Genomic DNA, 25,089 nt, shown 5'->3' with positions numbered 1-25,089 from the left:
ATTAGCGCAGGCTAACCAGCGTTTGCAGGATCGAGTCCTGCGTTTTGATGGTTTGGGCGTTCGACTGGTAGTTACGTTGTGCGACGATCATGTTCACCAGTTCCTGGCTCAGATCGACGTTGGAGGCTTCCAGCGCGCCGCTGGTCAGTTTGCCCAAACCGCCGTTGCCCGCCAGACCTACGCGTGGCTGGCCGGATGCGCCGGTTTCCTGCCAAACGTTATCGCCCTGAGAAGACAGGCCTTCCGGGTTGGAGAAGTTGGCCATGACGATCTGACCCAGCACCTGAGTCTGCTGGTTGGAATAGATGCCCATCACCGTGCCATCGTTGTTGATCTGGAAGTTGGTGTATTCACCTGCGCCATAGCCATCCTGCGACACTTTGCTGACGGAGTCGGCGCTGACGCTCTGCTGCATGCTCTTGGCGAAATTCAGGGTGAAGTTCTGTGCCGGCGCGCCATCTTTGGCTTCCATCGGGATCAGCATGCTGAATTCGCCGGCGGTGCCTTGTTTGCTGGTGGTGCTGGCCAGATTGCCGCTGGTGTCGAACGTCATGGTACCGGCATCTACCGGAGCAGCCGTTCCATCCTGGGTATAAACCTGCCACTTGTTCTCGTCGGTTTTCACAAAGTAGGCGTTGATGTTGTGCGCGTTACCTAACGAGTCATAAGTGGTGATGGTGTTGACGTAGTTGTAAGAATCCTTCTTGGCGGGATCGAAGGTGTGGTTATCCGGAACCTTATGCGTGGATTTAAGGTTGGCGACCATATTGCCGGAGGTTGACGCCTTGGCGTTCATCATGCCTTCCGGAATGCTCAGCGGCACCGGGTTCGCGCCCTGTTGAATGGTCGGCGGCGTACCGGCAGCCGGGTAGCCGGTCAGTTGCAGGCCCTGCATGTTGGTTAGGTTGCGGTTTTCATCCAGTTTGAACTGGCCGTTACGGCTGTAGAAAATGCCGCCGTCCTGATCCTGCAGACGGAAGAAACCGTTGCCGGAAATCGCCACGTCCAGCGCACGGCTGGTGCCGGTGGTGGTGCCGCCTTTAAAGTTCTGGGTGATCCCCGCCACCTTAACGCCCAGGCCAACCTGTGAACCGGCGAACATGTCAGCAAAGGAAACGCTGCCTGATTTAAAACCGGAAGTGGCGGAGTTAGCGATGTTGTTACCGATCACGTCCAGATTGGTTGCTGCCGCGTTTAAGCCGCTTACTGCCTGAGAAAAGGCCATGTCATTCTCCGAATAGTGGTCAGGCTATCGTCCGATAACGCCTGATAGTGTTTTGATATACCCAATGGCTTTCATGTTGCAGTTAGGCGGCAAGCGCAGGAGTCCCCAGGAGCTTACTCACGTAAGTGACTGGGGTGAGTGCGCACAGCCAACAACGCTGCAGCCTGAAGGATGAAGGGTATTGGGTTAAAGGATCTGCCGGACATCCTCCAGCGTGGCGCTGCCCGCCAGGCCCAGATCCAGCTTCGCGCCGTTCGCGTCGCGGATGACGCCGTTGACCATGCCAAAATGCAGATTGCGCGCCACCAGCTGTTCGCCGTTGGCTTTGGCGTTGATCGTAAAGCTGTAGGCACCGTCCGGTGCGGTGGTGCCGTCCGTCATCGATCCGTCCCAACTGAACGAATGCACGCCAGCGGTCAGGCCGCCGAGATCAATGGTGCGTACCGCTTTGCCGGTGGCGTCGGTGATGGTGGCGGTCACCGAGTCGGCCGCACGCTCCAGTTCCAGACCAAACGGCGTAGTGCTGACCTTGCCGTCTTTGCTGCCAGCCAGAATATTGCTGCCCGGGACCATCACGCCGTGGCCGATCAAAGCGGTAGCCTGCAGCGATTGATTGCTGTTGATCTGCCCGGAGATCGACCCCAGCGTGGTGTTGAGTTTCTCGATGCCCTGAACGGTATTGATCTGCGCCAATTGGCTGGTCAGTTCATTGTTCTGCATCGGGTTGGTCGGATCCTGATTCTTCAACTGCGCCACCAGCAGCGTCAGGAAGCTGTTGCTCAGATCCTGGCTGGTGTTATTTTTTGCGTTGGCACCGATGACGCTGTTATCCAGCGATTCAGTGGTGGTTGCGGCAATCGCCATGGCAAGCTCCGGTTATTGACCCAGCGTCAGGGTTTTCATCATCATCGACTTGGTGGTGTTGAGCACCTCGACGTTGGCCTGATAGCTGCGGGAGGCGGAAATGGTGTTGACCATCTCACCCACCACATCCACGTTAGGCATGCGCACATAGCCCTTGCCGTCTGCCAGCGGATTACCCGGTTGGTAAACCAGACGCTCCGGCGCCGGGTCGTCAACCACCTGCGCTACGCGTACGCCGCCGGTAGGTTGTCCGGCCGCGGCGGCAACTTCAAACACCACCTGCTTGGCGCGGTAGGGTTGGCCGTCCGGCCCGGTGACGCTGTCGGCATTGGCCATGTTGCTGGCGCTGACGTTCATGCGTTGCGACTGGGCAGACAGCGCCGAGCCGGAGATATCAAAAATATTCAGTAGCGACATGCGCCTTATCCTTGTTGTAACACTGACATCATCCCTTTGATCTGACCGTTGATCAGCGTCAGGTCGGTCTGATACTTCAGGCTGTTATCGGCGAAGTTGGTGCGTTCGCGATCCATGTCAACCGTGTTGCCGTCCATGGAGGGCTGATCCGGCACGCGGAACAGCAAGTCGAGCTGTGGCGGCTGCATGTTCTGCGCCGGAATATGGCGCGATGACGTCATGTTCAGCGCAATGCCGCTGCCGCTGGCGCGCCCTTGCTCCAGCACCTTGTTCAGTTGGCCGGCGAAATCGATATCCCGCGCCTGATAACCCGGGGTGTCTGCGTTGGCGATGTTGGCGGCCAGAATTTCCTGCCGCTGGGCGCGCAGGTTCAGCGCCTCTTGACCAAAGCGCAGAGCAGCGTCCAGTTTGTCGATCATGCTCCCTCCGCGAGGTTAGAATTTGGAGCCGACAGCATAAACGTCCCTTCCGCCAGCCTATCGTGGGAATAAGGGCAAAATGCGTCGCTATTTATCTGCTTAGCCTGCGCGCACTCCGGGTACACTTACGCGCACCCTGAGGCTTTTGAGGAAGAAGCGGAGATGAAAGCGAAAATGCTGTTGTTGGCAGCCCTGCTGTGCAGCCTGAACGCACGGGCCGAAGATCTGGCGGCGCAGATCGATCGCTTCATCAGCAGCCAGTTCAGCGGTAGTCCGGTGCAGGTTAAAGTGCTGGTGCGCACGCCCGCCACCCAATGGCCACAGTGCGAATTCCCGCAGCTCTCTTTGCCGCAGAATGCGCGGCGTTGGGGTAATATCAGCGTTTCGGCACGCTGCGGCCAGGAACGGCGCTTTATCCAGACCCAGGTTCAGGTGATCGGCCAGTATCTGGTGTCGGCCCGCGGCATCAGCGCCGGCAGCAAGCTGACGGCGGCGGACATCCGGTTCAAAAGTGGCCGGCTCGACACCTTGCCACCGCGCACGCTAAGCGAAACCGGCAAAGCGCTGGGAGCCGTCAGCCTGCGCAATATCAGTCCCGGTCAGCCACTGACCTTCGCCATGCTGCGTCGCGCCTGGGTGATCAAGGCCGGTCAGGCGGTACAGGTGACCGCGCAGGGAAGTGGATTTAACATCAGCGGTACGGGCAAAGCCATGAACAATGCCGCCGCCGAAGACAACGTCCGCGTGCGTATGGCTTCCGGACAAATCGTCAGCGGTATAGCCAGTGATGACGGTACGATCCGTATTGGGTTAAATACCCTATAGCTTTCAAGTTGCAGCTAGACGCCCAGCTCACTCATCCCCAGGCGCTTACTTTAGTAAGTAACTGGGGTGAGCGAGTGCAGGTAACAACGCTGCAGCTTGAAAGATGACGGGTATAAAAGGGTAAAGGTTTATCAAACCTTGCCGATAAGAAAATCATAAGCAGACTTTTATTGGCCGCCAGGGCCACAAAATATCAGCCATTGCCTTCGCGGCGACGGCATCGATGGAGATTGACCATGAGTATCGATCGCACCCAGCGGCTGCAACCCGTTCCAACGGTGCAACCTCGTGAAACCGCGACTGAAAGCCCACTTCAGCCGCGCAAAGCTGCCCAGACGGAAAGCACCGTCAGCGGCACCCAGGTAAAATTGAGCGACGCGCAAGCGCGCCTGATGCAGCCGGGTACGCAAGATATTGATATGAATCGGGTGGACGCCATCAAGCAGGCGATCCGCAACGGCGAACTGAAAATGGATGCCGGGAAAATTGCCGATGCGCTACTGAAAGACGCGCAAAGCGATGCCCTGTGGATGGCTAACGGCCAGCAAACGCCGGAGGCTTAACCCTCGGGTTAAACACCAAGGAATTCTTTGACAGGTGGTTATTCGTAATGGAAAGTCTGGCGCAACTGATTGATAAGCTGTTGGAAACCCTGAATGCGCTGAGTACGGTGCTGACGGAAGAACATCATCTGCTCTGTTCGGGACAATTACCGGGCGTGGCGCTGCAACGCGCTACCGATGCCAAGAGCCAGTTGCTGGCCACGGTAAACTACCTGGAGCAGCAGCGGCTGAACCTGGAGCGCGCACAGGGGCAACAGGCCCCCTATTCCGCGCACCCGCGCCTGGCGGATGGCTGGCAACGAGTACAAACGCTCAGCCAGCAGCTGCGGGAAAAAAACCAGCATAACGGCATGCTGCTCAATCAACAGATCGATCACAACGCTCAGGCGCTGGCGATCCTGAGCAAGCAAAACAAATCGCTCTACGGCCCGGATGGCCAGTCGCGCAATGCCAGCCTGCTGGGGCGAAAAATCGGCGTTTAATCAAAGAATGATTGTTGATGCACCTGAGCGGGCTCAACCGGTGGATGATAAGACCCCAGGGCTATTTGACGAACGGCAGATCCGAGTACCTTGTGGTATAGCTGGGGGACAGCATTTCGCGTTTCATCGCCCAGCTTTTTTGGATCCCCTGCCCGGCAAACCACACCGTGCCCCGACCGGACTGATTAAGCCGATCAAGGGTCTGCATTAACTCACTGCTGTTAGGCCTGGGCTGGTGTTCATCAAACAAATTAAGCTGCGCCACCCCCTGGCTAAAGAAATCACTCAGCATCACACCGGCTTTCATATAGCGAAAATCGTCTTTCCAGATACGGTCAAGCGCGCTGACTGCAACGCGAATAATGTCACGCGTATCGTTGGAAGGGATCGCCAGGCGCCCGCTGGCCTGAGGGCCGTAAAATGTTTCATTTTCGGCATGGGGACTGGTCCGCATAAAGACGCTGATCACACAGCAGAACTGCTTCTCTGCCCTGAGCTTTTCGGCTGCGCGTTCCGCATAGGTACAAATGGCCTGGCGCATATCTTGATAAGCCGTGATGCGGTGACCAAATGAGCGGCTACAGATGATCTGCTGTTTGGTGGGCGCAAACTCATCCAATGCCAAACAGGATTCGCCGCGCAATTCACGAACCGTACGTTCGAGTACCACATTAAAGTGTTTACGGATCACCCAGGTTGAACAGTCAGCAAGCTGTAGCGCCGTTTCGATCCCCATAAAGCTGAGCTTCTTGCCGATGCGGCGGCCCACGCCCCACACCTCGTCCACCGGCACTAACGCCAGCAGTTTTCGCAGACGCTCAGGATCGGACAACTCAACAACGCCCCCCGTTTGACGCCACTTCTTTGCCGCAAAATTGGCGATCTTCGCCAGTGTCTTGGTTTGCGCGATCCCCACGCCAACGGTTAACCCGGTATTCTTTAACACCCGATCGCGCATTTGATGGCCAAAGGTGCTCAGCGGAAGGCTGCTACTCAGGCCAGACACATCGATAAAAGCTTCATCGATGGAGTATATCTCTACGACAGGGGCCATCTCGATTAGCGTCAGCATCACCCGATGGCTGAGATCGGCATAAAGCGTATAATTCGAGCTGAAAACGCTGACCTGCTGGTGCCGTAATTGCTCTTTGATTTTGAAGTAAGGCGCCCCCATTTTGATGCCCAGCGCTTTGGCTTCCGCCGAAAGTGAAATAACGCATCCGTCATTGTTTGAAACGACGACGATCGGTTTGCCCTTAAGATCTGGCCGAAAAACAGTCTCGCAGGACGTGTAGAAGCTGTTGACGTCAACAAGTGCGAACATGTCGGTTTGATTTCAAGGTAAATGTCACAACGCCAAAGATTTCCAGCTCTTCTTCGGCCTGGAAAACGATCGGAGAATAATCCGTATTATGAGGCACCAGCTGAATACGTGGATGGGTTTGCAGCTCCTTCACGGTAAATTCGCCGGCCACTGCCGCTATGACGATGTCGCCATGAACGGCGGTCAAGGAACGATCAACCACCAGTAAGTCACCGTGGCTGATACCTGCGCCGATCATCGAATCACCACTGACCCGGACAAAGTACGTCGCACTGGGGTGTTTCACCACCAGCTTATTCAGGTCGAGACTGTCTTCGACATAGTCCTGAGCCGGACTGGGAAAACCGCAGGGGACTCGCTCCATAAAGAGGGGAAGTAATAAACCGGGAGTGAGCTGACTGGGGTGAATAAACTGCATAATGGCCGATCCGAATAACTGTATTTATATACAGTATCCATGATCGACCGCAACGATCAAGCGGCGTATAATAAAATTCCTGAAAGCAGTTGAAGCATCAGGCAATTTAAATTGGCCTACCTGCCCCGTGGCTAAACACGCTTTGGGGCAACGGAATAAAACCAGGTCGAAGGCAACGGCCTGAGGAGCCTGGCTTGTGTCGTTTTAGTTTTACTCGTAATTCACAATCACCTGATTGCTGATCACGCGTAGCGGCGGATTCAGACTACCGCGCGCCTGCACGTAATAAACAAAACGCAGTTCGGCGTTCGCCGGTTCCCCTTTCAGCCCGGTGCTGCTGCCGCTGCCGCCGCCCAACACAATGCAGCGCGTCAGGGTGCAAAGCTGCGCCTGCATGCCCGCCGGCTCATCGGCCAGCAGCCGGTAACGCCAGCTTACGCTGGTGATGCGGGCATTGGCGTCCGGCAACGCATTGGGGGCGCGTAACCCCTGCGATTCTCCCCGCTCACCACCATATTCCAGCGTGGCGCCGACGCTGTCGGCTACCCAAGAACCGGATGCTGCCTGCACGCTCAACGGCGCTAACAGGTAAATTAACGCCAGACGGTGTTTCATTATGCGGCCCCAATGGTGGAGGTCATGCGGATTTGGCGGTCGTCATTGATCTCCAGATTCGACAACACCACCATCTGCGGCAGGCTGCGACGCAGGAAACGCGCCAGCAAGGCCCGCAGTGCGTGATTCACTAACAGTACCGGCGGCGCGCTGAGCATTTCCTGCCGCTGCAACGCCTGTTTGGCCTGATCCAACAAACGATCCGCCAGGCCCGGTTCCAAACCGCCGCCGCCCTGCAGCGCTTGCAGTAACAGACGCTCGAGCTGGGTATCCAGGCCAATCACCTGAATTTCACCGTTGCCCGGGAACCACTGTTGGGTGATCGCCCTTCCCAGCGCCACGCGCACCACGGTGGTCAGCTCATAAGGGTCGGTTTGTGATGGGGCATGCTCCGCCAGCGTTTCAATAATGGTGCGCATATCGCGGATGGAAACCCGTTCCGCCAGCAGGTTCTGCAACACCTTGTGCAGCGTAGTCAGGCTTACCACGCCCGGCACGAAATCTTCGGTCAGCTTCGGCATGTCCTGTGCGACGCGATCCAGTAATTGCTGCGCTTCCTGTCGGCCAAACAGCTCACTGGCAAACTGGCCAATCAAATGATTAAGGTGCGTCGCGACCACCGTGCTGGCTTCCACTACGGTGAAGCCCTGGATCTGCGCCTGCTCGCGCAGCGCGCTGTCAATCCATACCGCTTCCAGCCCAAACGCCGGATCGGTGGTTTTATCCCCCGCCAACTCGCCCACCGCATTGCCTGGGTTAATTGCCAGCCAGCGGCCCGGTTGCGCTTCGCCACTGCCGATTTCTACGCCCTTCATCAAAATACGGTAGCTGGCCGGCGGCAGTTCCAGGTTGTCGCGGATATGCACCACCGGTGGCAGATAGCCCATCTCCTGCGCGAATTTTTTACGGATGCCGCGGATACGGCCCAGCAATTCACCATTCTGTTGGAAATCCACCATCGGGATCAGCCGGTAACCGACCTCCATCCCCAACGGATCTTCCAACTGCACGTCAGACCAACTGGCTTCCACCGCCTGCGGATTATCCTGCGTGACCGGCACTTCCTGCACTTTGGGCGCTTGCTGATCGCGCCCGCGCAGCCACCAGGCCAACCCTAACAGAGCGGCGGTAAACAGCAGGAATACCAGGTTCGGCATCCCCGGGACCAGCCCAAGCAGGCCGAGCACCGCGGCGCTGAGCAACATAACCCGCGGGTTGTTGAACAGTTGGCCAACCATCTGCTCGCCAACGTCCTGATCGGTCGCCACGCGAGTCACGATCACGCCGGCGGCGGTCGAAATCACCAACGCCGGGATCTGCGCCACCAGGCCGTCACCGATGGTCAGCAAGGTGTAAGTTTCCGCCGCCGTGCCCAGTTCCATTCCGTGCTGGAGCACGCCGACCAACAGACCACCGACCACGTTTAGCATCATGATCATCAGACCGGCGACCGCATCGCCACGGACAAACTTACTGGCACCGTCCATCGAACCGTAGAAGTCCGCTTCCTGCGTGACCTCAGAGCGACGTTTTTTCGCCTCTTCTTCACCGATCAAACCGGCATTGAGATCGGCATCGATCGCCATCTGCTTGCCCGGCATGCCGTCCAGCACAAAGCGTGCGCCCACTTCGGCAATACGCCCGGCACCCTTGGTGATAACCATAAAGTTGATCAGCACCAAAATGATAAACACCACGATACCGATGGCGAAGTTACCGCCCACCAGGAAGTGACCGAAGGCCTCTACCACGCGGCCTGCGGCGGCAGACCCGGTATGCCCTTCCATCAGGATGATGCGCGTCGAAGCTACGTTGAGCGACAGGCGCAGCAAGGTTGAGAACAGCAAAATGGTGGGGAATGCGGCAAATTCAAGCGTACGCTGGGTAAACATCGCTACCAGCAACACCATGATCGACAAGGCAATATTGAAGGTGAACAGCAGATCGAGGATAAATGCCGGCAACGGCAGCACCATCATCGACAGGATCATCAGGATCAGTATCGGGCCGGCCAGCACCTGCCACTGCGTATCTTTAAAACTGCCCGGCAAACGAAGCAAGGCGGCCAAATTAGCCATTTGTATTACTTTCTCCAGCAAAATCCAGTGCTTCCGGCACCGGTAAACGTTCAGGTTTTTTCGGGATCAGCCCCCCTTCGCGCCGCCAGCGTCGCAGCTGGTAAACCCAGGCCAATACTTCGGCCACGGCGGCATACAGGGTGGCGGGAATGTGTTGTCCAATCTCGCTGTGTCGATATAGAGCACGTGCCAACGGCGGTGCTTCGAGCATGGGAATACGGTGTTCCGCCCCCAGTTCACGAATGCGCAGCGCAATTTCACCGGCCCCTTTGGCCAGCACCTTCGGCGCACTCATGTTTTTATCGTTGTACTGCAGCGCGACGGCGTAATGCGTCGGGTTGGTCACAATGACGTCGGCCTTGGGGACGTCGGCCATCATTCGCCGCCGTGCAACGGCACGCTGTTGCTGTCGGATACGCCCTTTAACATGCGGGTCACCCTCCTGCTCCTTGAACTCGTCGCGGATATCCTGCTTGGTCATCTTCAGCTTTTTGAAGTGGCTCCACAGTTGGTAAAACACGTCAAACGCCACCATCGGCGTCAGCCCGAGTACCACCAGCAGGCCGCAAAAGATGATCATTCGCAGCGCGTTACCCAGCGCATCGAGCGGCTGTTGCGTCACCAGATGCAGCATCGCCGCCCAGTTGTGCCACAGGTATAAACCGGTGATCCACCCTACCAGCGTCGCCTTCAGGATGCCCTTCAACAGCTCCGCCAGCACCTGGCTGGAAAAGATGCGTTTCAGCCCGGACAGCGGGTTCATGCGCTTGAGATCGAACTTGAGCGATTTACCGCTCAGCAGCAGGCCGCCCAGCAGCATCGGCGCCGTCAGCGCGACCAGCGCCAACCCGGCCATGATCGGCAACAGCGCCCATACCGCCTGGCGTAACAACATCGCCAACTGGCGCAGCATCTGCTTGTCGTTACTGACCATGCCGTGGTCGAAATTCAGGCCCTGGGTCAGCATGGCCGCCAACTGTTGCGCCATGTTGCCGCCGGAAACCCAGATGATCGACAAGCCTGCCACCAGCATCAGCACCGACGTCAGCTCGCGGGAACGCGGGATCTGGCCATCTTCACGCGCCTTCTCCACCCTATGGGGCGTGGGGGCCTCGCTCTTTTCCAGATCGCTGTCTTCAGCCACGGGGCGGTTCCTGTGCCGGAGGGAATAAAATTGCGGTCAGCATGCCAAAAAAATGCTGATTTCATTGGTGGAACAACGGGAGAAAAGGACGGTTATTTGCGGGATGGGGAAGATTGGGGACGCAGGAGCAGTGCTGCCTGTCTGGGGCGCAACAAAATGCGCCCCAGGAGCTATCAGAAACCCAGGCTGTCCAGAAGATCGTCCACCTGCGCCTGATTGGCGATAACGCCGGCGCCATTCTGGTCGAGCTGCGGGCCATTGAGCAGGCTGTCGTTCGGTTTTTTCTCTTTCGCCGGTTGCTCAGGAATATTTTCCATCAGCACCATCAGCAGCTGCTTTTCAATCTCCTGCACCACGTCCATCATGCGTTTGATCACCTGACCGGTCAGATCCTGGAAATCCTGCGCCATCATGATTTCCAGCAGTTGGGCATTGGTGAACGCCGTATGTTCCGGCACCTGATCCAGGTACTGACGGGTATCGGTAACCAATTCACGGGCGTCGTCCAACTCGATCGGGTTGGCGAACCACTCGTCCCAACGGCCTTTCAATCCTTTGGCTTCGGACTCCAGCTGTGCCTGGCGCGGCTGCGCCGCTTCCACACAGTTCAACGCCCGTTCCGCCGCCTGCGCCGTCATGGTGACCACGTAATCAAGACGATCGCGTGCATCCGGGATTGCCTCTGCCGCCTGGGCGATCGCCTGATCGAGCCCCAGTTCGCGCATGCTGTCGCGCAGCATCCGCGTCAGTTGGCCAATGCGCGAGATGATCTCCCCCGCGGTTGCCGCATCGCTGGCAGGCATTGGAATGTCTCTCATCGCCCTCTCTCCTTACATGCCCAGTTTTTCAAAAATCTTATTGAGCTTTTCTTCCAGCGTCGCCGCCGTAAAAGGTTTCACCACGTAACCGCTGGCACCGGCCTGCGCCGCCGCGATAATGTTTTCTTTCTTGGCTTCCGCCGTCACCATCAGCACTGGCATCGCCGCCAATGCGCCATCGGCACGAATGGTTTGCAACAGTTCCAGGCCGTCCATATTCGGCATGTTCCAGTCGGACACCACGAAATCGAAGCCGCCGGCACGCAGTTTGTTCAGCGCATCCGCACCGTCCTCGGCCTCTTCTACGTTGTTGAATCCCAACTCTTTCAGCAAGTTTCTGACGATGCGACGCATAGTGGAAAAGTCATCCACCACCAGAAATCTGAGACTCTTATCTGCCATATATACTCCCAAGGTTTACCTAATCCAAACAACAGCCAGCCTCACGGCAGCTGTTCGCTATAACCCCCTATATACCCTATGAATTTCGAGTCGCAGCCAGGCGACCAGCTCGCTCATCCTCAGGAACTTACTCAAGTAAGTGACTGGGGTGAGCGACAAATCTGTCGGGAACAGATTTGAACGCTGCTTGCAGCGGCCCTGAAAGGGCAAGGACCATGGATGGGCCTTGTAAGCAGGTAACAACGCTGCGGCTCGAAAGGCGACGGGTATAATTAAGGGTAAAAATCAAATACGCAGCGCCTGGCCACCGGCAATTTGCGCCAGCATGCGTTGGCTCATGCGATCCAGTTCGACAATTTCATTCACCCCACCGGTGGCGATCGCCTCACGCGGCATGCCGAACACCACACAGCTGGCCTCGTTTTGCGCCAGGGTATAGGCACCGGCACGATGCATTTCCAACATGCCCGCCGCGCCGTCATTGCCCATGCCGGTCAGGATCACGCCAACCGCATTTCGACCGGCGTACTGCGCAACCGAGCGGAAAAGCACGTCTACCGATGGCCGGTGACGGTTGACCGCCGGGCCGTCATGCAGCTTCACCTGATAGTTGGCACCGCTGCGTGACAGTTCCATATGGCGATCGCCCGGTGCGATGTAGGCATGGCCCGGCAGCACGCGTTCGCCGTCCTCGGCCTCTTTCACCGTAATCTGGCACAGCTTGTTCAGCCGCTCGGCGAACGAGCGCGTAAACCCCGGCGGCATATGCTGGGTGATCAACAACGCCGGGCTGGTGGCCGGCAGCGGTTGCAGCACCTGCCGAATGGCTTCGGTGCCGCCGGTAGAGGCTCCGATGGCAATCAGTTTTTCGCTGCTCAACAGCGGCGTATGGCTGAGGATCGCCGGTGCCGGGCTGCTGGAGCGTTGCGGCAAGCGCGCCTTGGCCGCGGTGCGAATTTTTTCGGCTATCAGCTCGCTGTAGGCCAACATGCCTTCGCGGATGCCAAGCTGCGGTTTGGTGACAAAATCCACCGCCCCCAGCTCCAGCGCGCGCAGCGTGATTTCCGACCCCTGGCCTGTCAGCGACGACACCATCACCACCGGCATCGGCCGCAGACGCATCAGTTTTTCGAGGAAGTCGAGGCCGTCCATGCGCGGCATTTCGACGTCCAGCGTCAGCACCTGCGGGTTAAACTTTTTGATCAGATCGCGCGCGACCAGAGGGTCGGGCGCGCTCGCCACCATCTCCATATCGGGATGGCTGTTGACAATTTCGGTCATCAGCTGCCGCATCAGGGCCGAATCGTCTACGCTCAATACTCTGATTTTATTCATTACCTCTCCTTGGTCAGGCCATACACGGTCTGCCCACGCAAGTAGAAATCCCGGCTGATCTGGCTGAAATTCTCGGAGTGGCCGGCAAACATCAGGCCCCCCGGTTTAAGCAAGGGCACGAAGCGGCGCAGAATGCGCTCCTGTGTCGCCTTATCGAAATAGATCATCACGTTGCGGCAGAAAATAGCGTCGAATTGCCCCGGCAACGCCCATTCAGGCGCCAACAGGTTGAGCGCCTGAAAATTCACCCGCCCCGCCAGCTCCGGCCGCACCCGCACCAACCCCTGATGCGGACCGGTGCCGCGCAGGAAATAACGCTGCATTTGCGCCGGCGTCAGGGTACGCAAATCTTCCTGGCGATAAACGCCCGCTTCCGCTTTCTCCAGCACCTGGGTATCGATATCGCTGGCCCATACCTGGCAGCCGGTGGCGCGCTGCCCGAGCACCTCACTTAAGGTGATGGCAATCGAATAAGGCTCTTCGCCGGTCGAGGCCGCCGTGCTCCACACGCTGTAGCCGTTCGGCCGCTGACGCGCGTGCTCCGCCAGGATCGGGAAGTGATGCGCTTCGCGGAAAAACGCCGTCAGGTTGGTGGTCAGGGCATTGATAAACGCCTGCCATTCGGCGCTGTTAGGATCGCTTTCCAGCAGCGCCAAATAATCGCCAAAGTCGTTCAGGCCCAGCAGCCGCAGGCGTCGCACCAGGCGGTTATAAACCATCTCGCGCTTGTGCTCTGCCAGCACGATGCCTGCACGCTGATAAATCAGTTGGCTGATGCGACGAAAATGCACGTCCAGCAACGGCAGGCGCTGCACCATCTGCGTCAACAAAGTCGCAGGGTCTCTGTTAGGGTTCGACGGCGCCGGCTTCATGCCATATCACTCAAAAAAAACGGGCTGCTTATGCGGTTTGACAATCTGGGGCTTCCTTTACCACGGGTGAAACTGCGTCTTGATGGTTGGCCTGCGCGGTGAAGTTATCGTCCGCCAGGCGGAATACCGACACCGCATCGGCCAGGGTAATCGCCTGATCCTCCAGTGCGGTGGCCGCCGAGGCGGCTTCTTCTACCAGCGCGGCGTTCTGCTGGGTTACCTGATCCATTTGGGTCACGGCCTGCGTGACCTGTTCAATGCCGCGGCTTTGTTCGTCGGACGCCGAGGCGATTTCGCCCATGATGTCGGTAACCCGAGTGACCGAACGGACGATGTCCTGCATGGTGGCACCGGAGTTTTCAACCAGCACCGAACCTTGCTTGACCCGGCTGACCGATTCGTCGATCAGACCTTTGATTTCTTTTGCCGCCTGGGCGCTGCGCTGTGCCAGATTACGCACTTCACCCGCCACCACCGCAAAACCGCGCCCCTGCTCACCGGCACGCGCCGCTTCGACCGCCGCGTTCAATGCCAGGATATTGGTCTGGAAAGCAATGCCGTCGATCACGCTGGTAATAGCGCCAATCTTCTGCGAACTGTTGGCAATATCATGCATGGTGGTCACCACGTCGCCCGCCAGTTCGCCGCCCTTGGCTGCGGTGGTAGAGGCGTCACGCGCCAGCTGAGAGGCCTGACGTGCGTTATCAGCGTTCTGTTTCACCGTCGCGGTCAACTGTTCCATGCTGGCGGCCGTTTCTTCCAGCGAGGCGGCCTGCTGCTCGGTGCGGGAAGAGAGATCGTTGTTGCCTTCGGAGATTTCCTGCAGGCCAATCAGGATCGACTCGGCACCGTCACGTACCGCACCAACGGTGCCGATCAGCGACTGCTGCATGCGCTGTAAACTGGCGAACAGCTGGCTGATCTCATTACGGCCATACACCTGAATCGGCGTGGCCAGATCGCCGGCTGCAATGCGGTCAAAATGACTGCGCATAATGTTCAGCGGCTGCACCAGCATATTGCGTAACCACCACATGGCGCTGCCGGTCACCACCAGCAACATCAGTACCGCACCGGCCACCAACCAACCGGACAGGATGAAGGATTGCTGATTCGCCGCATTGGCTTCGCTCACGTTGGCGTTTACCAACTGCAGATACTGGACAAAATCCGCTTCAAACAGATCCTGAGTTTTCTGCGTCGGCTGGTCCATAAAGGCCTGCAGCCGATCGTTTTCCAGGAAACCGATCAGCTCACGTAACGCGCTGCGCAACCGGTCGTAACTGGCTTTGGTGGTTTCGGTCAGCTGCTGTTCCTGCTCGCTGTTACGCGGCACGGCCAGGAACTGGTTGAAATAGAGGTCGGCTTTCTGCAGCGAACTGCGCGCGTTGCCCATCAAGGCATTGACCTGATCCTGCGGCAGTTTGAGCGCCGCACGGGTCCCGGCACGGTTCAGCGTATTGCGGGCCTGCAGCAGGGAAACCCAGCTCAGGCTGAGGGCGTCGCGCTGTTGGCTGCCGAGGGTGATCAGGTTCAGATTGTGGTTATCGGAACGGAAAGCGGTGTACGACAAGCCGCTGGTGGCCAACTGCATAACACAAAAAGTCATCAACAACAGAAACAAGCTGGTAGAGACGCGGATTCGGTTAAACACTATGAACCTCCTTGCAGCCGGCCGAGGGCCAGCTTACGACGGGGAATCGGCCTCCCCCGGGAATGCAGGGAGGCCCAATGCCGGTTAGAACGTTTCCCAGTTATCCTGCGGATCGCTGGCGTTCATTTTTTTATGATTGAGTACCGGTGTTACTGCCGCCTTGCTGCTGACGGGCATTTTGAACTCTTCCTGACCTGCCGCTTTCAAGCGGAATACCGCCACGGACTGGGTCAGCATGCTGGCCTGTTCTTCCAGCGCCGCTGCCGCAGACGCGGACTCTTCTACCAACGAGGCGTTCTGCTGAGTGACGCGGTCCATTTCCGCCACCGCCTGGCCGACCTGATCGATACCGCGGCTCTGTTCGTCCGACGCCGAAGCGATTTCACCCATGATGTCGGTAACGCGGGTCACGGCATTGACGATATCGCCCATGGTTTCCCCGGCGCTTTCTACCAGTACCGAGCCCATATCGACGCGATTGACAGAGTCTTCGATCAGGCCTTTGATTTCTTTCGCCGCCTGGGCACTGCGCTGCGCCAGGTTACGCACTTCACCGGCCACCACCGCAAAGCCACGGCCCTGTTCACCAGCACGCGCCGCTTCGACCGCCGCGTTCAGCGCCAGGATATTGGTCTGGAAGGCAATGCCGTCGATCACGCCGGTAATGTCGGCAATTTTCTGCGAACTGCCGGCGATGTCGTGCATGGTCTGCACCACGTTAGCCACCACCTTGCCGCCTTTCTGCGCGGTTTCGGAGGCGCTCAATGCCAGTTGGCTGGCCTGACGGGCATTTTCGGCGTTCTGTTTCACCGTCGCGGTCAGCTGCTCCATGCTGGCGGCGGTTTCTTCCAGCGAGGCAGCCTGTTGTTCGGTACGTGAAGAGAGATCGTTGTTGCCGGCGGCAATTTCGGAAGCGCCGCTGTAGATGGCGTCGGCCCCCTGACGCACGCCGCTGACGGTGTCGATCAATTCGCTCTGCATATGCTTGAGGCTGGCTGCCAGCACGCCCATTTCATTGCGGCTGGTCACGGCGATCGGCTGAGTCAAATCGCCGGCGGCAATCATCTTGATGTGTTCGATCATTCGGTTCAGCGGGCGCACCAGAATGTGGTGAATACCGCTCCACACCAGCACAATCACGGCCAGTACCACCAGCAGCACCACCACCAGAGTCCAGATGGCGAAGCTGAATGACTTATTGCTGTCTTCAACCGCGGTCTGGTAAAGCTTGTCGTTTTGCGCCAGATAGATGTTGTAGATGTCTTCGAACGCGTCCTGATAGCTTTGCGTCGGCTGATCAAAGAATGCGTTGATTTTGCCTTCACCCAGCAGTTGGGTCAGTTCGGTCAGCGCGCCCTGCAAGATGCCGTATTGCTGTTTCAGCTTTTCGGCCGATTGCGCGTCCTGACGGGCGTCGAGAGGAATTTTGTCATAGGCGGCATAGTGCTGTTCCGCAACCACCAGGTTGCTCTTGGCGCGAGCCAACAGTTCGGTGACGCTGGCGCCGCTGCCGATGTTATTGGCGTCCATCATGTGACGAATACCGGCACGGTTCAGCGTGTTGCGAGCCTGCAGCAGGTTGACCCAGCTTTCGTTCAGCTCGGACTGCTGCTGGCGAATGGTCTGCAAAACGGTGAAGTTTTCTTTGTCATTCTTCAGTGAGGAGAAAAAGAGCCCGCCTGAAACCAGCTGCAAGGCGCCAAATAACACCAGCACCAGTAACAGGCTGGTGACCACCTTCATACGATTAAACATGTTTTCCCTTGTTGAACGCCCGCGCGGACAGGCCCTGATTACGTTGATTGACAGAGTTATCGGCGCGGCGGGGAAGAACTTTATGAGAAGAGGTAACTATTTTGTGCAGAGTTTGGGTTTGTCCGGTTTTCGAATCAGGGCGCGGCATGCCGCGCCCCTACGGGGAGCGGATCAGGCGCTTTTCGCGACGCTGTCGACCAGTGACATCTCTTCGCTGCTCAGCAGCTTTTCGATATCGACCAGGATCAGCATGCGTTCGCCCAACGAGCCCAGCCCGGTGAGGTATTCGGTGGCCAGCGTCACGGCAAACTCCGGCGCCGGGCGGATCTGTTCGGTGGTCAGCGACAGCACGTCAGACACGCCGTCAACCACAATACCCACCACCCGCTGACCAAAGTTCAACACGATCACCACGGTGTTTTCATCGTAGGACACGTCCTGCTGGGCGAACTTCACCCGCAAATCGATAATCGGCACAATCACGCCGCGCAGGTTGGTGACGCCCTTGATAAAGGCCGGAGTATTGGCAATGCGCGTAACCTGATCGTAACCGCGGATCTCCTGCACCTTGAGGATATCAATGCCGTATTCCTCGTTACCCAAGGTAAAAATCAGGAACTCCTGCCCTACCGTTTCGCCAGCCAGTTTGCTGACGGTTGCCAGTCCTGCCATGTCATTCACCCTTTAAATCAATAGATTAATTATTATGCAGCCGCGTCCGTCTGACGCTGCTCGCGGTTCAGGGTTTGCAGCGCCGAGACATCGACAATCAGCGCCACGCTGCCGTCACCGAGAATGGTGGCGGCGGAAATGCCCGGCACCTTGCGATAGTTGCTTTCCAGATTCTTCACCACCACCTGATGCTGGCCGATCAGTTGATCCACCAACAGCGCATAGCGGCGGCCGGCGCTTTGCAGGATCACCACAATGCCCTGGGTGGCGTCGGTTTTGGCCCCCGCCACGTCGAACACTCGGAATAGCTCCACCAGCGGCAAATATTCCCCGCGCACCTGCAACACCCGCTCGCCACCGGCCAACGGATGCAGATCTTCAGCCTGCGGCTGCAGCGATTCCATTACCGCGTTGAGCGGCAGGATAAATACTTCATTGTTCACCTTGACCGACATGCCATCGAGGATCGCCAGCGTTAACGGCAGCAAGATCCGGATAGAGGTCCCCTTGCCCGCCTGGGAATGGATTTCGACGTGCCCACCCATTTCCTGAATATTTCGCTTCACCACGTCCATGCCGACGCCACGGCCGGAAACGTCGGTCACCTGCTCGGCGGTAGAAAAGCCCGGCGCGAAAATCAGCATGCCGACGTCTTCGTCGCTCATGCTGTCGCTGACCGCCAGCCCCTGCGAGGCCGCTTTCGCGAGAATTTTCTCGCGGTTCAGGCCGGCGCCGTCGTCGGTGACTTCGATACAGATATTGCCGCCCTGATGCTCTGCCGACAGGATCAGGTTCCCCACCTCCGACTTGCCCGCCGCGAGGCGCGTGGCCGGATCTTCAATGCCGTGATCCAGGCTGTTGCGCACCAGGTGCGTCAGAGGATCGATAATGCGTTCAATCAGGCTCTTATCCAGTTCGGTAGAACTGCCCTGCAGCTGCAATTCCACCTGCTTGTTCAGCTTGCCGGCCAGATCGCGCACCAGACGAGGGAAGCGGCTGAATACGTATTCCATCGGCATCATACGGATCGACATCACCGACTCTTGCAGGTCGCGTGCGTTGCGTTCCAACTGGCTCATGCTGTTGAGCAGATCGCCGTGATTCACCGGATCCAGACTGCTGGAGCGCTGCGCCAGCATCGACTGGGTGATCACCAACTCCCCGACCAGGTTGATCAATTGGTCCACTTTTTCTACCGCGACGCGGATGCTGGTGGATTCGCTGGCCTTGGCGCGCGGTTTGGGCGTTTCTGCCACCGTCGGCGCCGGTTTGGCGGCCACGGGCGCAACGGCAACGGGAGCGACCGGCTCGATCGCTACCGGCGGCAACTCAGCCTGAGGCGGCGTGGTGAAACTGATTTGCTCCGGCTCCAGTACAAAACACAGCACCGCGCTGATGTCATCTTCGCTGGCGGAGGTCAGCAGCGTCACTTCCAGGCTGTTTTCGGTCTGATGCGGGTTTTTCACCTCACCCAGGTTGCCCAACTCTTCCAGCATCAACGGGACTTCGTTCGGCTTCAGACCACACAGACAAACCCGCATGCCGCCTTCGATGGCCGCCGGTGCTGCGACGGCGTGTTGCGCGACGGCAGGTGCTGCGGGGGCATCTTGCTGCTGTGCGTCCAACGCAAGCTGCCGCAACGCCTGACAGATGTATTCAAAGCTGTCGACGTCAGGCTTTTGCGAAGTTTTATAAGCGTCCAGTTGCTCCTGCATAATGTCTTTGGTTTCCAGAAACAGGTTTATAATCTCGGTGCTCAGGCTCATTTCCTGACGCCGCGCACCGTCCAACAGGTTCTCCAGCAGGTGGGTGGTTTCCTGCAGCACCGAAAAGCCAAAGGTCGCCGCACCGCCCTTGATCGAGTGCGCTGCGCGAAAAATGGCGTTCAGCGGCTCAATGTCCGGAGCCAGCGGATCCAGCTCCAGCAGGTGTTGCTCCATGTCGGCCAGCAACTCGTCTGCTTCATCAAAAAAGGTCTGATAAAACGCACTAATATCCATGCTCACGGGGTCACCTCTGCTGTGAGTCGCTGTTAGTCGGTGCAGGGACAGCCGCCGGCTGCTCCGGTGCAATGAGGGTGGCCGGAGCCGTCGCCGACGGGGCCAAAGGTTTTAAATCGACCGGCTGGGCAATCTCCATCGCGTTGCTTTCGCCATTTTCATGTTCAATGCCCTGCTGGGTTTGTTTGTTGAGCACCAGAACGGTAATGCGACGGTTGATGGCATCGTCGGCGCCGTGTTGTTTCAGGCTCATGGTGGCGGCCATGCCGACCACCCGCAGGACCTTCCCTTCCGACAGCCCGCCAGCAATCAGCTCGCGCCGCGACGCGTTGGCACGATCGGCCGAAAGCTCCCAGTTGCTGTAACCGCGCTCGCCGGTGGCGTAGGGAATATCGTCGGTGTGGCCGGATAGGCTGATTTTGTTCGGCAGGTCATTGAGGATCGGCGCAATCGCCCGCAGGATGTCGCGCATGTAGCTTTCTACCTGCGCGCTGCCGGTTTTGAACATCGGACGGTTTTGACTGTCGATGATCTGAATGCGCAAGCCTTCATCCATCATGTTGATCAACAGATGCGGCCGCAGCGCTTTCAGGCGCGGATCGGACTCAATCAGTTCGTCCAGTTTTTCCCGCAGCTTGTTCAGCCGCAGCTCTTCGTCACGCTTCTCGAGCGTATCAATCTGCTTTTTCACCAACCCGTCTTGCTGGGTAGGATCGTCGCCGCCGCCGGGGATCGGGCTGCTTTCAGAGCTGCTCTTGTCGCCGGAAGTCAGCGCCACCTTCAGCGGCGTGCGGAAGTATTCGGCGATTTGCGTCAGTTCCTGCGGGCTGGCAATCGCCAGCAGCCACATCACCAGGAAGAAAGCCATCATTGCCGTCATAAAATCGGCGTAGGCAATTTTCCAGGAACCCCCATGATGGCTGGCGTGATGCGACTTGCGTTTTCTGACCAAAACAACCGGGTGATTCTGTTTCATGCCTGTTCTTCTTCCGTTGCCTGCTGTGCCGGCGCCTTCACGCGACGCACATGTTCTTCCAGCTCAACGAAGGAGGGACGTTCGGTGGTGTACAGCGTTTTACGGCCGAATTCGACCGCAATCTGCGGCGCGTAGCCATTCAAACTGGACAACAAAGTGACCTTGATGCACTGCATCATTTTGACGTTTTCGGCACTCTTTTGTCGCAACAGGGTCGCCAGCGGTGAGATAAAGCCGTAAGCCAGCAAAATGCCCAGGAAGGTGCCGACCATCGCGTTGGCGATCAACGCCCCCAGTTCGGCTGCCGGGCGGTCGGCCGAGGCCAGCGCATGCACCACCCCCATCACCGCCGCAACAATGCCGAAGGCCGGCAACGAGTCACCGACCATCGCCAGGCTGCCTGCCGGCACCTCGCTTTCCTGTTCAAAGGTTTCGATCTCTTCGTCCATCAAGGCTTCGATCTCAAAGGCATTCATGTTGCCGCTCACCATCAGCCGTAAGTAATCGGTAATAAACTCCACCAAGGTGTTATCGGCAAGAATGCGGGGATAATTAGAGAAAATTTCACTTTCCTGCGGATTATCAATATCGAACTCGAGGGAAAGCATGCCTTGTTGACGGGATTTGGCCAGCAGCCGGAACAGCAGCGCCATCAGATCCATGTAGAGATCTTTGCTGTATTTCGAACGACGCATCAGCTTGGGAATGGCGCGCAGGGTGGATTTTATCGCCTTACCGTTGTTGCCCACGATAAAAGCGCCGATACCCGCGCCGCCGATAATCAGAAATTCTGCCGGCTGATAAAGCGCGCCCAGATGGCCCCCCACAATCAGGTAGCCCCCAAAGACCGCACCCAATACCACGAGATAACCCAAAATAACTAACACACGCATTCCTTAAATTAACAATGTGGATGGAAGGTGGGCTAAGCGCGCATATGAGCCGCACAGGCACAACAGGCTGAGCTGCGCCTTTGGGTTCGGCACGCCGAACCCTGCATTTCACCAATCGGTTTAAATCTGGATAAACCGGCGCTGCCGCCGGCTCAAATTGCGCGTTTAACCTGCTCGTCCAGCAGTTGAGGAATAATATCGGCCAGTTGCGGCGAAAGTTTACGTCTTTTTACTGCGCGGGATGGGGGTTGGCATAAACTGCAAACAAAATTGTTCAACGGTTGGTGCGCGTGGGTGATAAAAGTGCCACCGCAGCAGTTGCAGGCAGAAAGCTGCAGCATGCCGCTATCGACGAAGCGCACCAGCGTCCAGGCTCGCGTCAGCGCCAGCAACGGCGGCTCACCCGGCTGGTGCGGGCACTGTTCCAGATACAGGCGATAGGCTTTAATCACTGCTTCAACGCCCGTGCAGTGCCCGCTTTTCATCAGGAAACTGTAGGCGTTGTAGAACATCGATGAATGGATGTTCTGTTCCCAGGTCATAAACCAGTCCGTCGAGAACGGCAACATCCCTTTCGGCGGTGGACTGCCGCGTAACTCCTTATAGAGCTTGATCAAACGCCCACGGCTGAGCTGCGTTTCGCTTTCCAACATCTGCAAACGCGCACCCAGTGTAATCAGCTCCATGGCCAGCTGAATATCCTTGGCTTCCTGAACAATACTTTTCTCTGCCATCATCAAGCTCTTTTCTTCGTCGCACTGCCGTCTTTCGCCGACAGTTCTTGCAGTAAATGGCTTGAGAGCAAAATACCGGTATGGATTTGCTGCAGATCGTCCACGCGAGACTCTTTCGTCAGACGCTCGATGGTTTGGTGATCGTTAAAGCGGAAGTGACAAACCAGCTGGTTGGTTTCAGCCAATTTGACCATTTGCGGTAACGTAAGTTGAACAAGCGCATCGGCCATGGTTTCGTCGATACCCAGACGGAACATTGCCGATGCTTTTTCATCATTAATCAGACGCTGTGCTAAAAGTAAATACGACAAATTGATGTCATAAATATGCTTAAGTAATTCAGACGTACCCATATTCCCCATCCCGACAGACTATGTTTAAAAACATACGCTGGGTGATAATTTTTATCGCCCGTGACCTGGGTTTGTTCCCTAAGTTGGCAAATGAAACCCTGAATAACGACCGTTATAAATTTTTCAACATCACTAAATTCGGACCATCATTCAGTATTTGATACGTGCGTAAACCAACGTGTATGGATGTACAGCATTTTGCTTCAGCAGTGTTTAATCACCGTGAAACTATTTTTACAAAATTAATAAGATTATTCCTAATGCAGCGCAACTCTACCCCTGAACCATTAGCACACACAATGTAAGTGAGAGGCAATTTTAAATACAATGTGATCTAGATCACAAAAATAAAAAATAATTAAGCCAAATAGCCCGTTACCAGTATGGTTTTTAACCGCATTTTCGCTCACAAAACAAACATAAGTAAAAAAACGTCTTAAAAACAATGTATATAAGCCAAAAAAATATCTTTTTTAGATCAATTCGAACAAAAGCATCACCAAACTAAAATAACAGAACAAAAATCTGCTCGTAGCCGATAAAGACAGTATAAATAACCGTTTAATAAACAATAAACTATCCGCATTGAAATATAACGCATGTAAACTATAAGGTTATTAGGTTTCGGATTTGACTTAAGCTCGCGAGAAATTCCTGTTTTATTTTTCAACGAATGCTTCCATTCGGTTAACAATGACTCGCTTAGGTTGTGAACAAGAAAACAGAGGTAACCATATGTTTCATGGTAAATAGAATGAAAGCGGGAGGTTTCGCATGGTTTTTTGGCGTGAGTTATGCCAAAACGATTTATCGGCAGTATTAATTAAAACTTTAATAAATTTTCTATTCGATTGAAAAAATGAGATCTCCGCTGATGTTTATTGTTCAATAATACCCATCCCCCCCTACCCGTTGTGCAAATAAAGTAAAACGCGGTTTCGTTTTATTCTCCATGAGGGTTTCATTTATCTCATACAGATTGCAAATTCCAGCCTGACGAAGCCTTGGCTCACTTACGGGGTTGGCAGGCAAAGGAGCTAGCGGCTGAACATACGCATTAACCGTGGAAAAAATATCCAACGTCAGACATAACTGACTACGCCTGGGCACTAACGGGAAGGCGACATCTGTTCAGCGCCATCAACTGGCGAGGAGTTTCCCCTCCTTTAGCCTGAGGCTTTCCCTATTTTGCATGTTGAACGGCAGGATGGCATTGCCGCCGGCGCAACGGCATATTATTATTCTCACTGCAGCGGCACTCACGCGCAGCCAATTATTACCGTATCGCAATTTATTTATTTGAAATTAATTTTTCAGGTCGCACATCACACCTTTGCTGCTGTCACGATGACAGGGTGATGTTTCTTCGTTCGGCTACAACTCTTAACAGGCTATATTTTAATCATGACCGATACCCTTGATTATCTGATGACATTCCGCAAATGCACCAGCTTGGACAGCGTGGAGAAAGTGTACGACAAGCTTAACTACTCCATCGATAATGACATTGAAATCAGCAACATGTACCGTGCAGCGGATCACCGCCGCGCCGAACTGGTGGCAGGGAAATTGTTCGATTTGGGTAAGGTGCCAAAAACGCTGTGGGCGCAGGTGCTATAATTTGCATTAATTACGCGCGCATGTACTTTATCTTTTATTGCTAAATAACGGCAACTTCCTCGGATTTATTGGCGCGCGTGATACAAACCACATTTATTCGCTTCACCAGGCTCTACCCTTTTACCCTATCAACAGGAAACAGGAGTGGAAGATGGGATATCAAAACGTTTTGGTTACCGTCGCCGTGGCGGCAGACAGCCACCGCCTGGTTGAAAAAGCCGTCTCCATCGTGCGTCCTTACAACGGCAAAATTACCCTGCTTAGCACCATTGCCAATCCGGAAATATACAATAACTTCGCCGGACCGATGCTGGGCGATCTACGTGCGCTGATGGAAGAAGAAACGCTGCTGTTTCTGGAAGAACTTCGCCTGCGGACGGATTACCCGATTGCCGACACGCTGATTGTCCACGGTGAACTGGCCGACAGCCTGAACTATGCCAGCCAGCGGCAACCTTTTGATCTGGTGGTTTGCGGTAATCACAGCGACGGCATGATGAACAAAATCTCCTGCTCTGCCGCGCGCTTTATCAACACTAGCCGTATCGACGTGCTGATCATCCCACTGTAACGCTGAGCACATTAGGCCATTCGCTCTTTTCGATGATTGACTAGACTTAGGCTCTCTGTC

26 protein-coding genes are annotated in these 25,089 nt (G+C 56.3%); 5 read left to right on the top strand and 21 right to left on the bottom strand.

Going from position 1 to position 25,089, the window contains the following annotated elements:
• Position 1: 1 nt before the first annotated feature.
• From flgE to flgB, 4 genes are all read right to left on the bottom strand, one after another.
• Complete coding sequence (gene flgE, locus AAZT04_RS09310) at positions 2-1,225, bottom strand: flagellar hook protein FlgE (RefSeq protein WP_020827519.1); 1,224 nt, start codon at positions 1,223-1,225, stop codon at positions 2-4.
• 186 nt (positions 1,226-1,411) lie between these two features.
• On the bottom strand, positions 1,412-2,089 hold the full coding sequence (gene flgD, locus AAZT04_RS09305; RefSeq protein WP_020827520.1) for a flagellar hook assembly protein FlgD: 678 nt from the start codon (positions 2,087-2,089) through the stop codon (positions 1,412-1,414).
• 12 nt (positions 2,090-2,101) lie between these two features.
• A complete protein-coding gene (gene flgC / locus AAZT04_RS09300) occupies positions 2,102-2,506 on the bottom strand; it encodes a flagellar basal body rod protein FlgC (RefSeq protein WP_020827521.1) in 405 nt (134 codons plus the stop codon).
• 5 nt (positions 2,507-2,511) lie between these two features.
• Entirely contained in the window at positions 2,512-2,925 is a 414-nt protein-coding gene (flgB, locus tag AAZT04_RS09295; protein WP_020827522.1) for a flagellar basal body rod protein FlgB, read from the bottom strand.
• A gap of 162 nt (positions 2,926-3,087) precedes the next feature.
• Here flgB and flgA point away from each other — a divergent pair, with 162 nt between their 5' ends.
• The 3 genes from flgA to AAZT04_RS09280 all read left to right on the top strand — a co-directional run bounded on the left by flgA (position 3,088) and on the right by AAZT04_RS09280 (position 4,795).
• The gene (flgA, locus tag AAZT04_RS09290; RefSeq protein WP_048760264.1) at positions 3,088-3,750 is read left to right on the top strand and encodes a flagellar basal body P-ring formation chaperone FlgA; all 663 of its coding nucleotides are present in this window, start codon (positions 3,088-3,090) and stop codon (positions 3,748-3,750) included.
• Between the two features lie 236 nt (positions 3,751-3,986).
• Positions 3,987-4,313 (top strand): flagellar biosynthesis anti-sigma factor FlgM, encoded by a 327-nt coding sequence (gene flgM / locus AAZT04_RS09285; RefSeq protein WP_048760265.1) that lies wholly within the window; start codon positions 3,987-3,989, stop codon positions 4,311-4,313.
• Positions 4,314-4,360: 47 nt separating this feature from the next.
• Complete coding sequence (locus AAZT04_RS09280) at positions 4,361-4,795, top strand: flagella synthesis protein FlgN (protein ID WP_020827525.1); 435 nt, start codon at positions 4,361-4,363, stop codon at positions 4,793-4,795.
• A gap of 61 nt (positions 4,796-4,856) precedes the next feature.
• On the opposite strand, the gene umuC is transcribed toward AAZT04_RS09280, so the two are convergent.
• The 17 genes from umuC to flhD form a co-directional block, all read right to left on the bottom strand.
• Positions 4,857-6,119, bottom strand: coding sequence for a translesion error-prone DNA polymerase V subunit UmuC (gene umuC / locus AAZT04_RS09275; protein WP_020827526.1), 1,263 nt, complete (start codon positions 6,117-6,119; stop codon positions 4,857-4,859).
• Positions 6,103-6,537: a translesion error-prone DNA polymerase V autoproteolytic subunit gene (umuD, locus tag AAZT04_RS09270; RefSeq protein ID WP_041414703.1), complete on the bottom strand. Its 435-nt coding sequence runs from the start codon at positions 6,535-6,537 to the stop codon at positions 6,103-6,105. The genes umuC and umuD overlap by 17 nt, the downstream gene beginning before the upstream one ends.
• Before the next feature lie 210 nt (positions 6,538-6,747).
• On the bottom strand, positions 6,748-7,152 hold the full coding sequence (locus AAZT04_RS09265) for a flagellar protein FlhE (protein WP_128864775.1): 405 nt from the start codon (positions 7,150-7,152) through the stop codon (positions 6,748-6,750).
• A complete protein-coding gene (gene flhA, locus AAZT04_RS09260; RefSeq protein ID WP_020827529.1) occupies positions 7,152-9,230 on the bottom strand; it encodes a flagellar biosynthesis protein FlhA in 2,079 nt (692 codons plus the stop codon). The genes AAZT04_RS09265 and flhA overlap by 1 nt, the downstream gene beginning before the upstream one ends.
• On the bottom strand, positions 9,223-10,374 hold the full coding sequence (flhB, locus tag AAZT04_RS09255) for a flagellar biosynthesis protein FlhB (RefSeq protein ID WP_020827530.1): 1,152 nt from the start codon (positions 10,372-10,374) through the stop codon (positions 9,223-9,225). Before flhB ends, flhA begins: the two co-directional genes overlap by 8 nt.
• A 173-nt stretch (positions 10,375-10,547) precedes the next feature.
• On the bottom strand, positions 10,548-11,192 hold the full coding sequence (cheZ, locus tag AAZT04_RS09250) for a protein phosphatase CheZ (protein WP_041414707.1): 645 nt from the start codon (positions 11,190-11,192) through the stop codon (positions 10,548-10,550).
• A 12-nt stretch (positions 11,193-11,204) separates the two neighbouring features.
• Positions 11,205-11,594 carry a chemotaxis response regulator CheY gene (gene cheY, locus AAZT04_RS09245; protein ID WP_020827532.1) on the bottom strand — a complete coding sequence of 130 codons (390 nt, stop codon included), beginning with the start codon at positions 11,592-11,594 and terminating at the stop codon, positions 11,205-11,207.
• 285 nt (positions 11,595-11,879) lie between these two features.
• Entirely contained in the window at positions 11,880-12,929 is a 1,050-nt protein-coding gene (locus tag AAZT04_RS09240; RefSeq protein ID WP_434679800.1) for a protein-glutamate methylesterase/protein-glutamine glutaminase, read from the bottom strand.
• Positions 12,929-13,801, bottom strand: a complete 873-nt coding sequence (gene cheR, locus AAZT04_RS09235; RefSeq protein ID WP_046373240.1) for a protein-glutamate O-methyltransferase CheR — start codon at positions 13,799-13,801, stop codon at positions 12,929-12,931. The genes AAZT04_RS09240 and cheR overlap by 1 nt, the downstream gene beginning before the upstream one ends.
• A gap of 28 nt (positions 13,802-13,829) precedes the next feature.
• A complete protein-coding gene (locus tag AAZT04_RS09230; RefSeq protein ID WP_046373239.1) occupies positions 13,830-15,455 on the bottom strand; it encodes a methyl-accepting chemotaxis protein in 1,626 nt (541 codons plus the stop codon).
• 84 nt (positions 15,456-15,539) lie between these two features.
• Entirely contained in the window at positions 15,540-17,210 is a 1,671-nt protein-coding gene (locus AAZT04_RS09225) for a methyl-accepting chemotaxis protein (RefSeq protein ID WP_020827536.1), read from the bottom strand.
• A 171-nt stretch (positions 17,211-17,381) separates the two neighbouring features.
• Complete coding sequence (gene cheW / locus AAZT04_RS09220) at positions 17,382-17,882, bottom strand: chemotaxis protein CheW (RefSeq protein WP_020827537.1); 501 nt, start codon at positions 17,880-17,882, stop codon at positions 17,382-17,384.
• A 32-nt stretch (positions 17,883-17,914) separates the two neighbouring features.
• Positions 17,915-19,888 (bottom strand): chemotaxis protein CheA, encoded by a 1,974-nt coding sequence (gene cheA / locus AAZT04_RS09215; protein ID WP_261102875.1) that lies wholly within the window; start codon positions 19,886-19,888, stop codon positions 17,915-17,917.
• Positions 19,889-19,892: 4 nt separating this feature from the next.
• Complete coding sequence (gene motB / locus AAZT04_RS09210; RefSeq protein ID WP_020827539.1) at positions 19,893-20,858, bottom strand: flagellar motor protein MotB; 966 nt, start codon at positions 20,856-20,858, stop codon at positions 19,893-19,895.
• A complete protein-coding gene (gene motA, locus AAZT04_RS09205; RefSeq protein WP_020827540.1) occupies positions 20,855-21,745 on the bottom strand; it encodes a flagellar motor stator protein MotA in 891 nt (296 codons plus the stop codon). Before motA ends, motB begins: the two co-directional genes overlap by 4 nt.
• A gap of 158 nt (positions 21,746-21,903) precedes the next feature.
• Complete coding sequence (gene flhC, locus AAZT04_RS09200) at positions 21,904-22,488, bottom strand: flagellar transcriptional regulator FlhC (protein WP_020827541.1); 585 nt, start codon at positions 22,486-22,488, stop codon at positions 21,904-21,906.
• Positions 22,488-22,838, bottom strand: a complete 351-nt coding sequence (gene flhD, locus AAZT04_RS09195) for a flagellar transcriptional regulator FlhD (protein WP_020827542.1) — start codon at positions 22,836-22,838, stop codon at positions 22,488-22,490. Before flhD ends, flhC begins: the two co-directional genes overlap by 1 nt.
• Positions 22,839-24,242: 1,404 nt before the next feature.
• On the opposite strand from flhD, the gene ydgT reads away from it, so the two are divergent.
• Entirely contained in the window at positions 24,243-24,458 is a 216-nt protein-coding gene (gene ydgT, locus AAZT04_RS09190; RefSeq protein WP_012145712.1) for a transcription modulator YdgT, read from the top strand.
• 151 nt (positions 24,459-24,609) lie between these two features.
• Positions 24,610-25,029 carry a universal stress protein UspC gene (uspC, locus tag AAZT04_RS09185; RefSeq protein ID WP_262258792.1) on the top strand — a complete coding sequence of 140 codons (420 nt, stop codon included), beginning with the start codon at positions 24,610-24,612 and terminating at the stop codon, positions 25,027-25,029.
• The last annotated feature ends 60 nt before the right edge of the window (positions 25,030-25,089 follow it).

The organism is Serratia sp. Je.1.23.a (genome assembly GCF_051129805.1).
Classification (GTDB): Bacteria; Pseudomonadota; Gammaproteobacteria; order Enterobacterales; family Enterobacteriaceae; genus Serratia; species Serratia liquefaciens.
Note: the sequence above shows the minus strand (reverse complement) of the source record. Positions and strands in the feature narration are given on the sequence as shown.

Coding starts and splice junctions, on each gene's coding strand:
- AAZT04_RS09225 (WP_020827536.1), bottom strand. CDS start 17,210: ATGTTTAATCGTATGAAGGTGGTCACCAGCCTGTTACTGGTGCTGGTG.
- motB (WP_020827539.1), bottom strand. CDS start 20,858: ATGAAACAGAATCACCCGGTTGTTTTGGTCAGAAAACGCAAGTCGCAT.
- flhD (WP_020827542.1), bottom strand. CDS start 22,838: ATGGGTACGTCTGAATTACTTAAGCATATTTATGACATCAATTTGTCG.
- AAZT04_RS09280 (WP_020827525.1), top strand. CDS start 4,361: ATGGAAAGTCTGGCGCAACTGATTGATAAGCTGTTGGAAACCCTGAAT.
- AAZT04_RS09240 (WP_434679800.1), bottom strand. CDS start 12,929: ATGAATAAAATCAGAGTATTGAGCGTAGACGATTCGGCCCTGATGCGG.
- cheW (WP_020827537.1), bottom strand. CDS start 17,882: ATGGCAGGACTGGCAACCGTCAGCAAACTGGCTGGCGAAACGGTAGGG.
- flhC (WP_020827541.1), bottom strand. CDS start 22,488: ATGATGGCAGAGAAAAGTATTGTTCAGGAAGCCAAGGATATTCAGCTG.
- umuC (WP_020827526.1), bottom strand. CDS start 6,119: ATGTTCGCACTTGTTGACGTCAACAGCTTCTACACGTCCTGCGAGACT.
- umuD (WP_041414703.1), bottom strand. CDS start 6,537: ATGCAGTTTATTCACCCCAGTCAGCTCACTCCCGGTTTATTACTTCCC.
- flgM (WP_048760265.1), top strand. CDS start 3,987: ATGAGTATCGATCGCACCCAGCGGCTGCAACCCGTTCCAACGGTGCAA.
- uspC (WP_262258792.1), top strand. CDS start 24,610: ATGGGATATCAAAACGTTTTGGTTACCGTCGCCGTGGCGGCAGACAGC.
- flgB (WP_020827522.1), bottom strand. CDS start 2,925: ATGATCGACAAACTGGACGCTGCTCTGCGCTTTGGTCAAGAGGCGCTG.
- cheY (WP_020827532.1), bottom strand. CDS start 11,594: ATGGCAGATAAGAGTCTCAGATTTCTGGTGGTGGATGACTTTTCCACT.
- AAZT04_RS09265 (WP_128864775.1), bottom strand. CDS start 7,152: ATGAAACACCGTCTGGCGTTAATTTACCTGTTAGCGCCGTTGAGCGTG.
- flgA (WP_048760264.1), top strand. CDS start 3,088: ATGAAAGCGAAAATGCTGTTGTTGGCAGCCCTGCTGTGCAGCCTGAAC.
- ydgT (WP_012145712.1), top strand. CDS start 24,243: ATGACCGATACCCTTGATTATCTGATGACATTCCGCAAATGCACCAGC.
- flgE (WP_020827519.1), bottom strand. CDS start 1,225: ATGGCCTTTTCTCAGGCAGTAAGCGGCTTAAACGCGGCAGCAACCAAT.
- flgC (WP_020827521.1), bottom strand. CDS start 2,506: ATGTCGCTACTGAATATTTTTGATATCTCCGGCTCGGCGCTGTCTGCC.
- cheZ (WP_041414707.1), bottom strand. CDS start 11,192: ATGAGAGACATTCCAATGCCTGCCAGCGATGCGGCAACCGCGGGGGAG.
- flgD (WP_020827520.1), bottom strand. CDS start 2,089: ATGGCGATTGCCGCAACCACCACTGAATCGCTGGATAACAGCGTCATC.
- cheR (WP_046373240.1), bottom strand. CDS start 13,801: ATGAAGCCGGCGCCGTCGAACCCTAACAGAGACCCTGCGACTTTGTTG.
- flhA (WP_020827529.1), bottom strand. CDS start 9,230: ATGGCTAATTTGGCCGCCTTGCTTCGTTTGCCGGGCAGTTTTAAAGAT.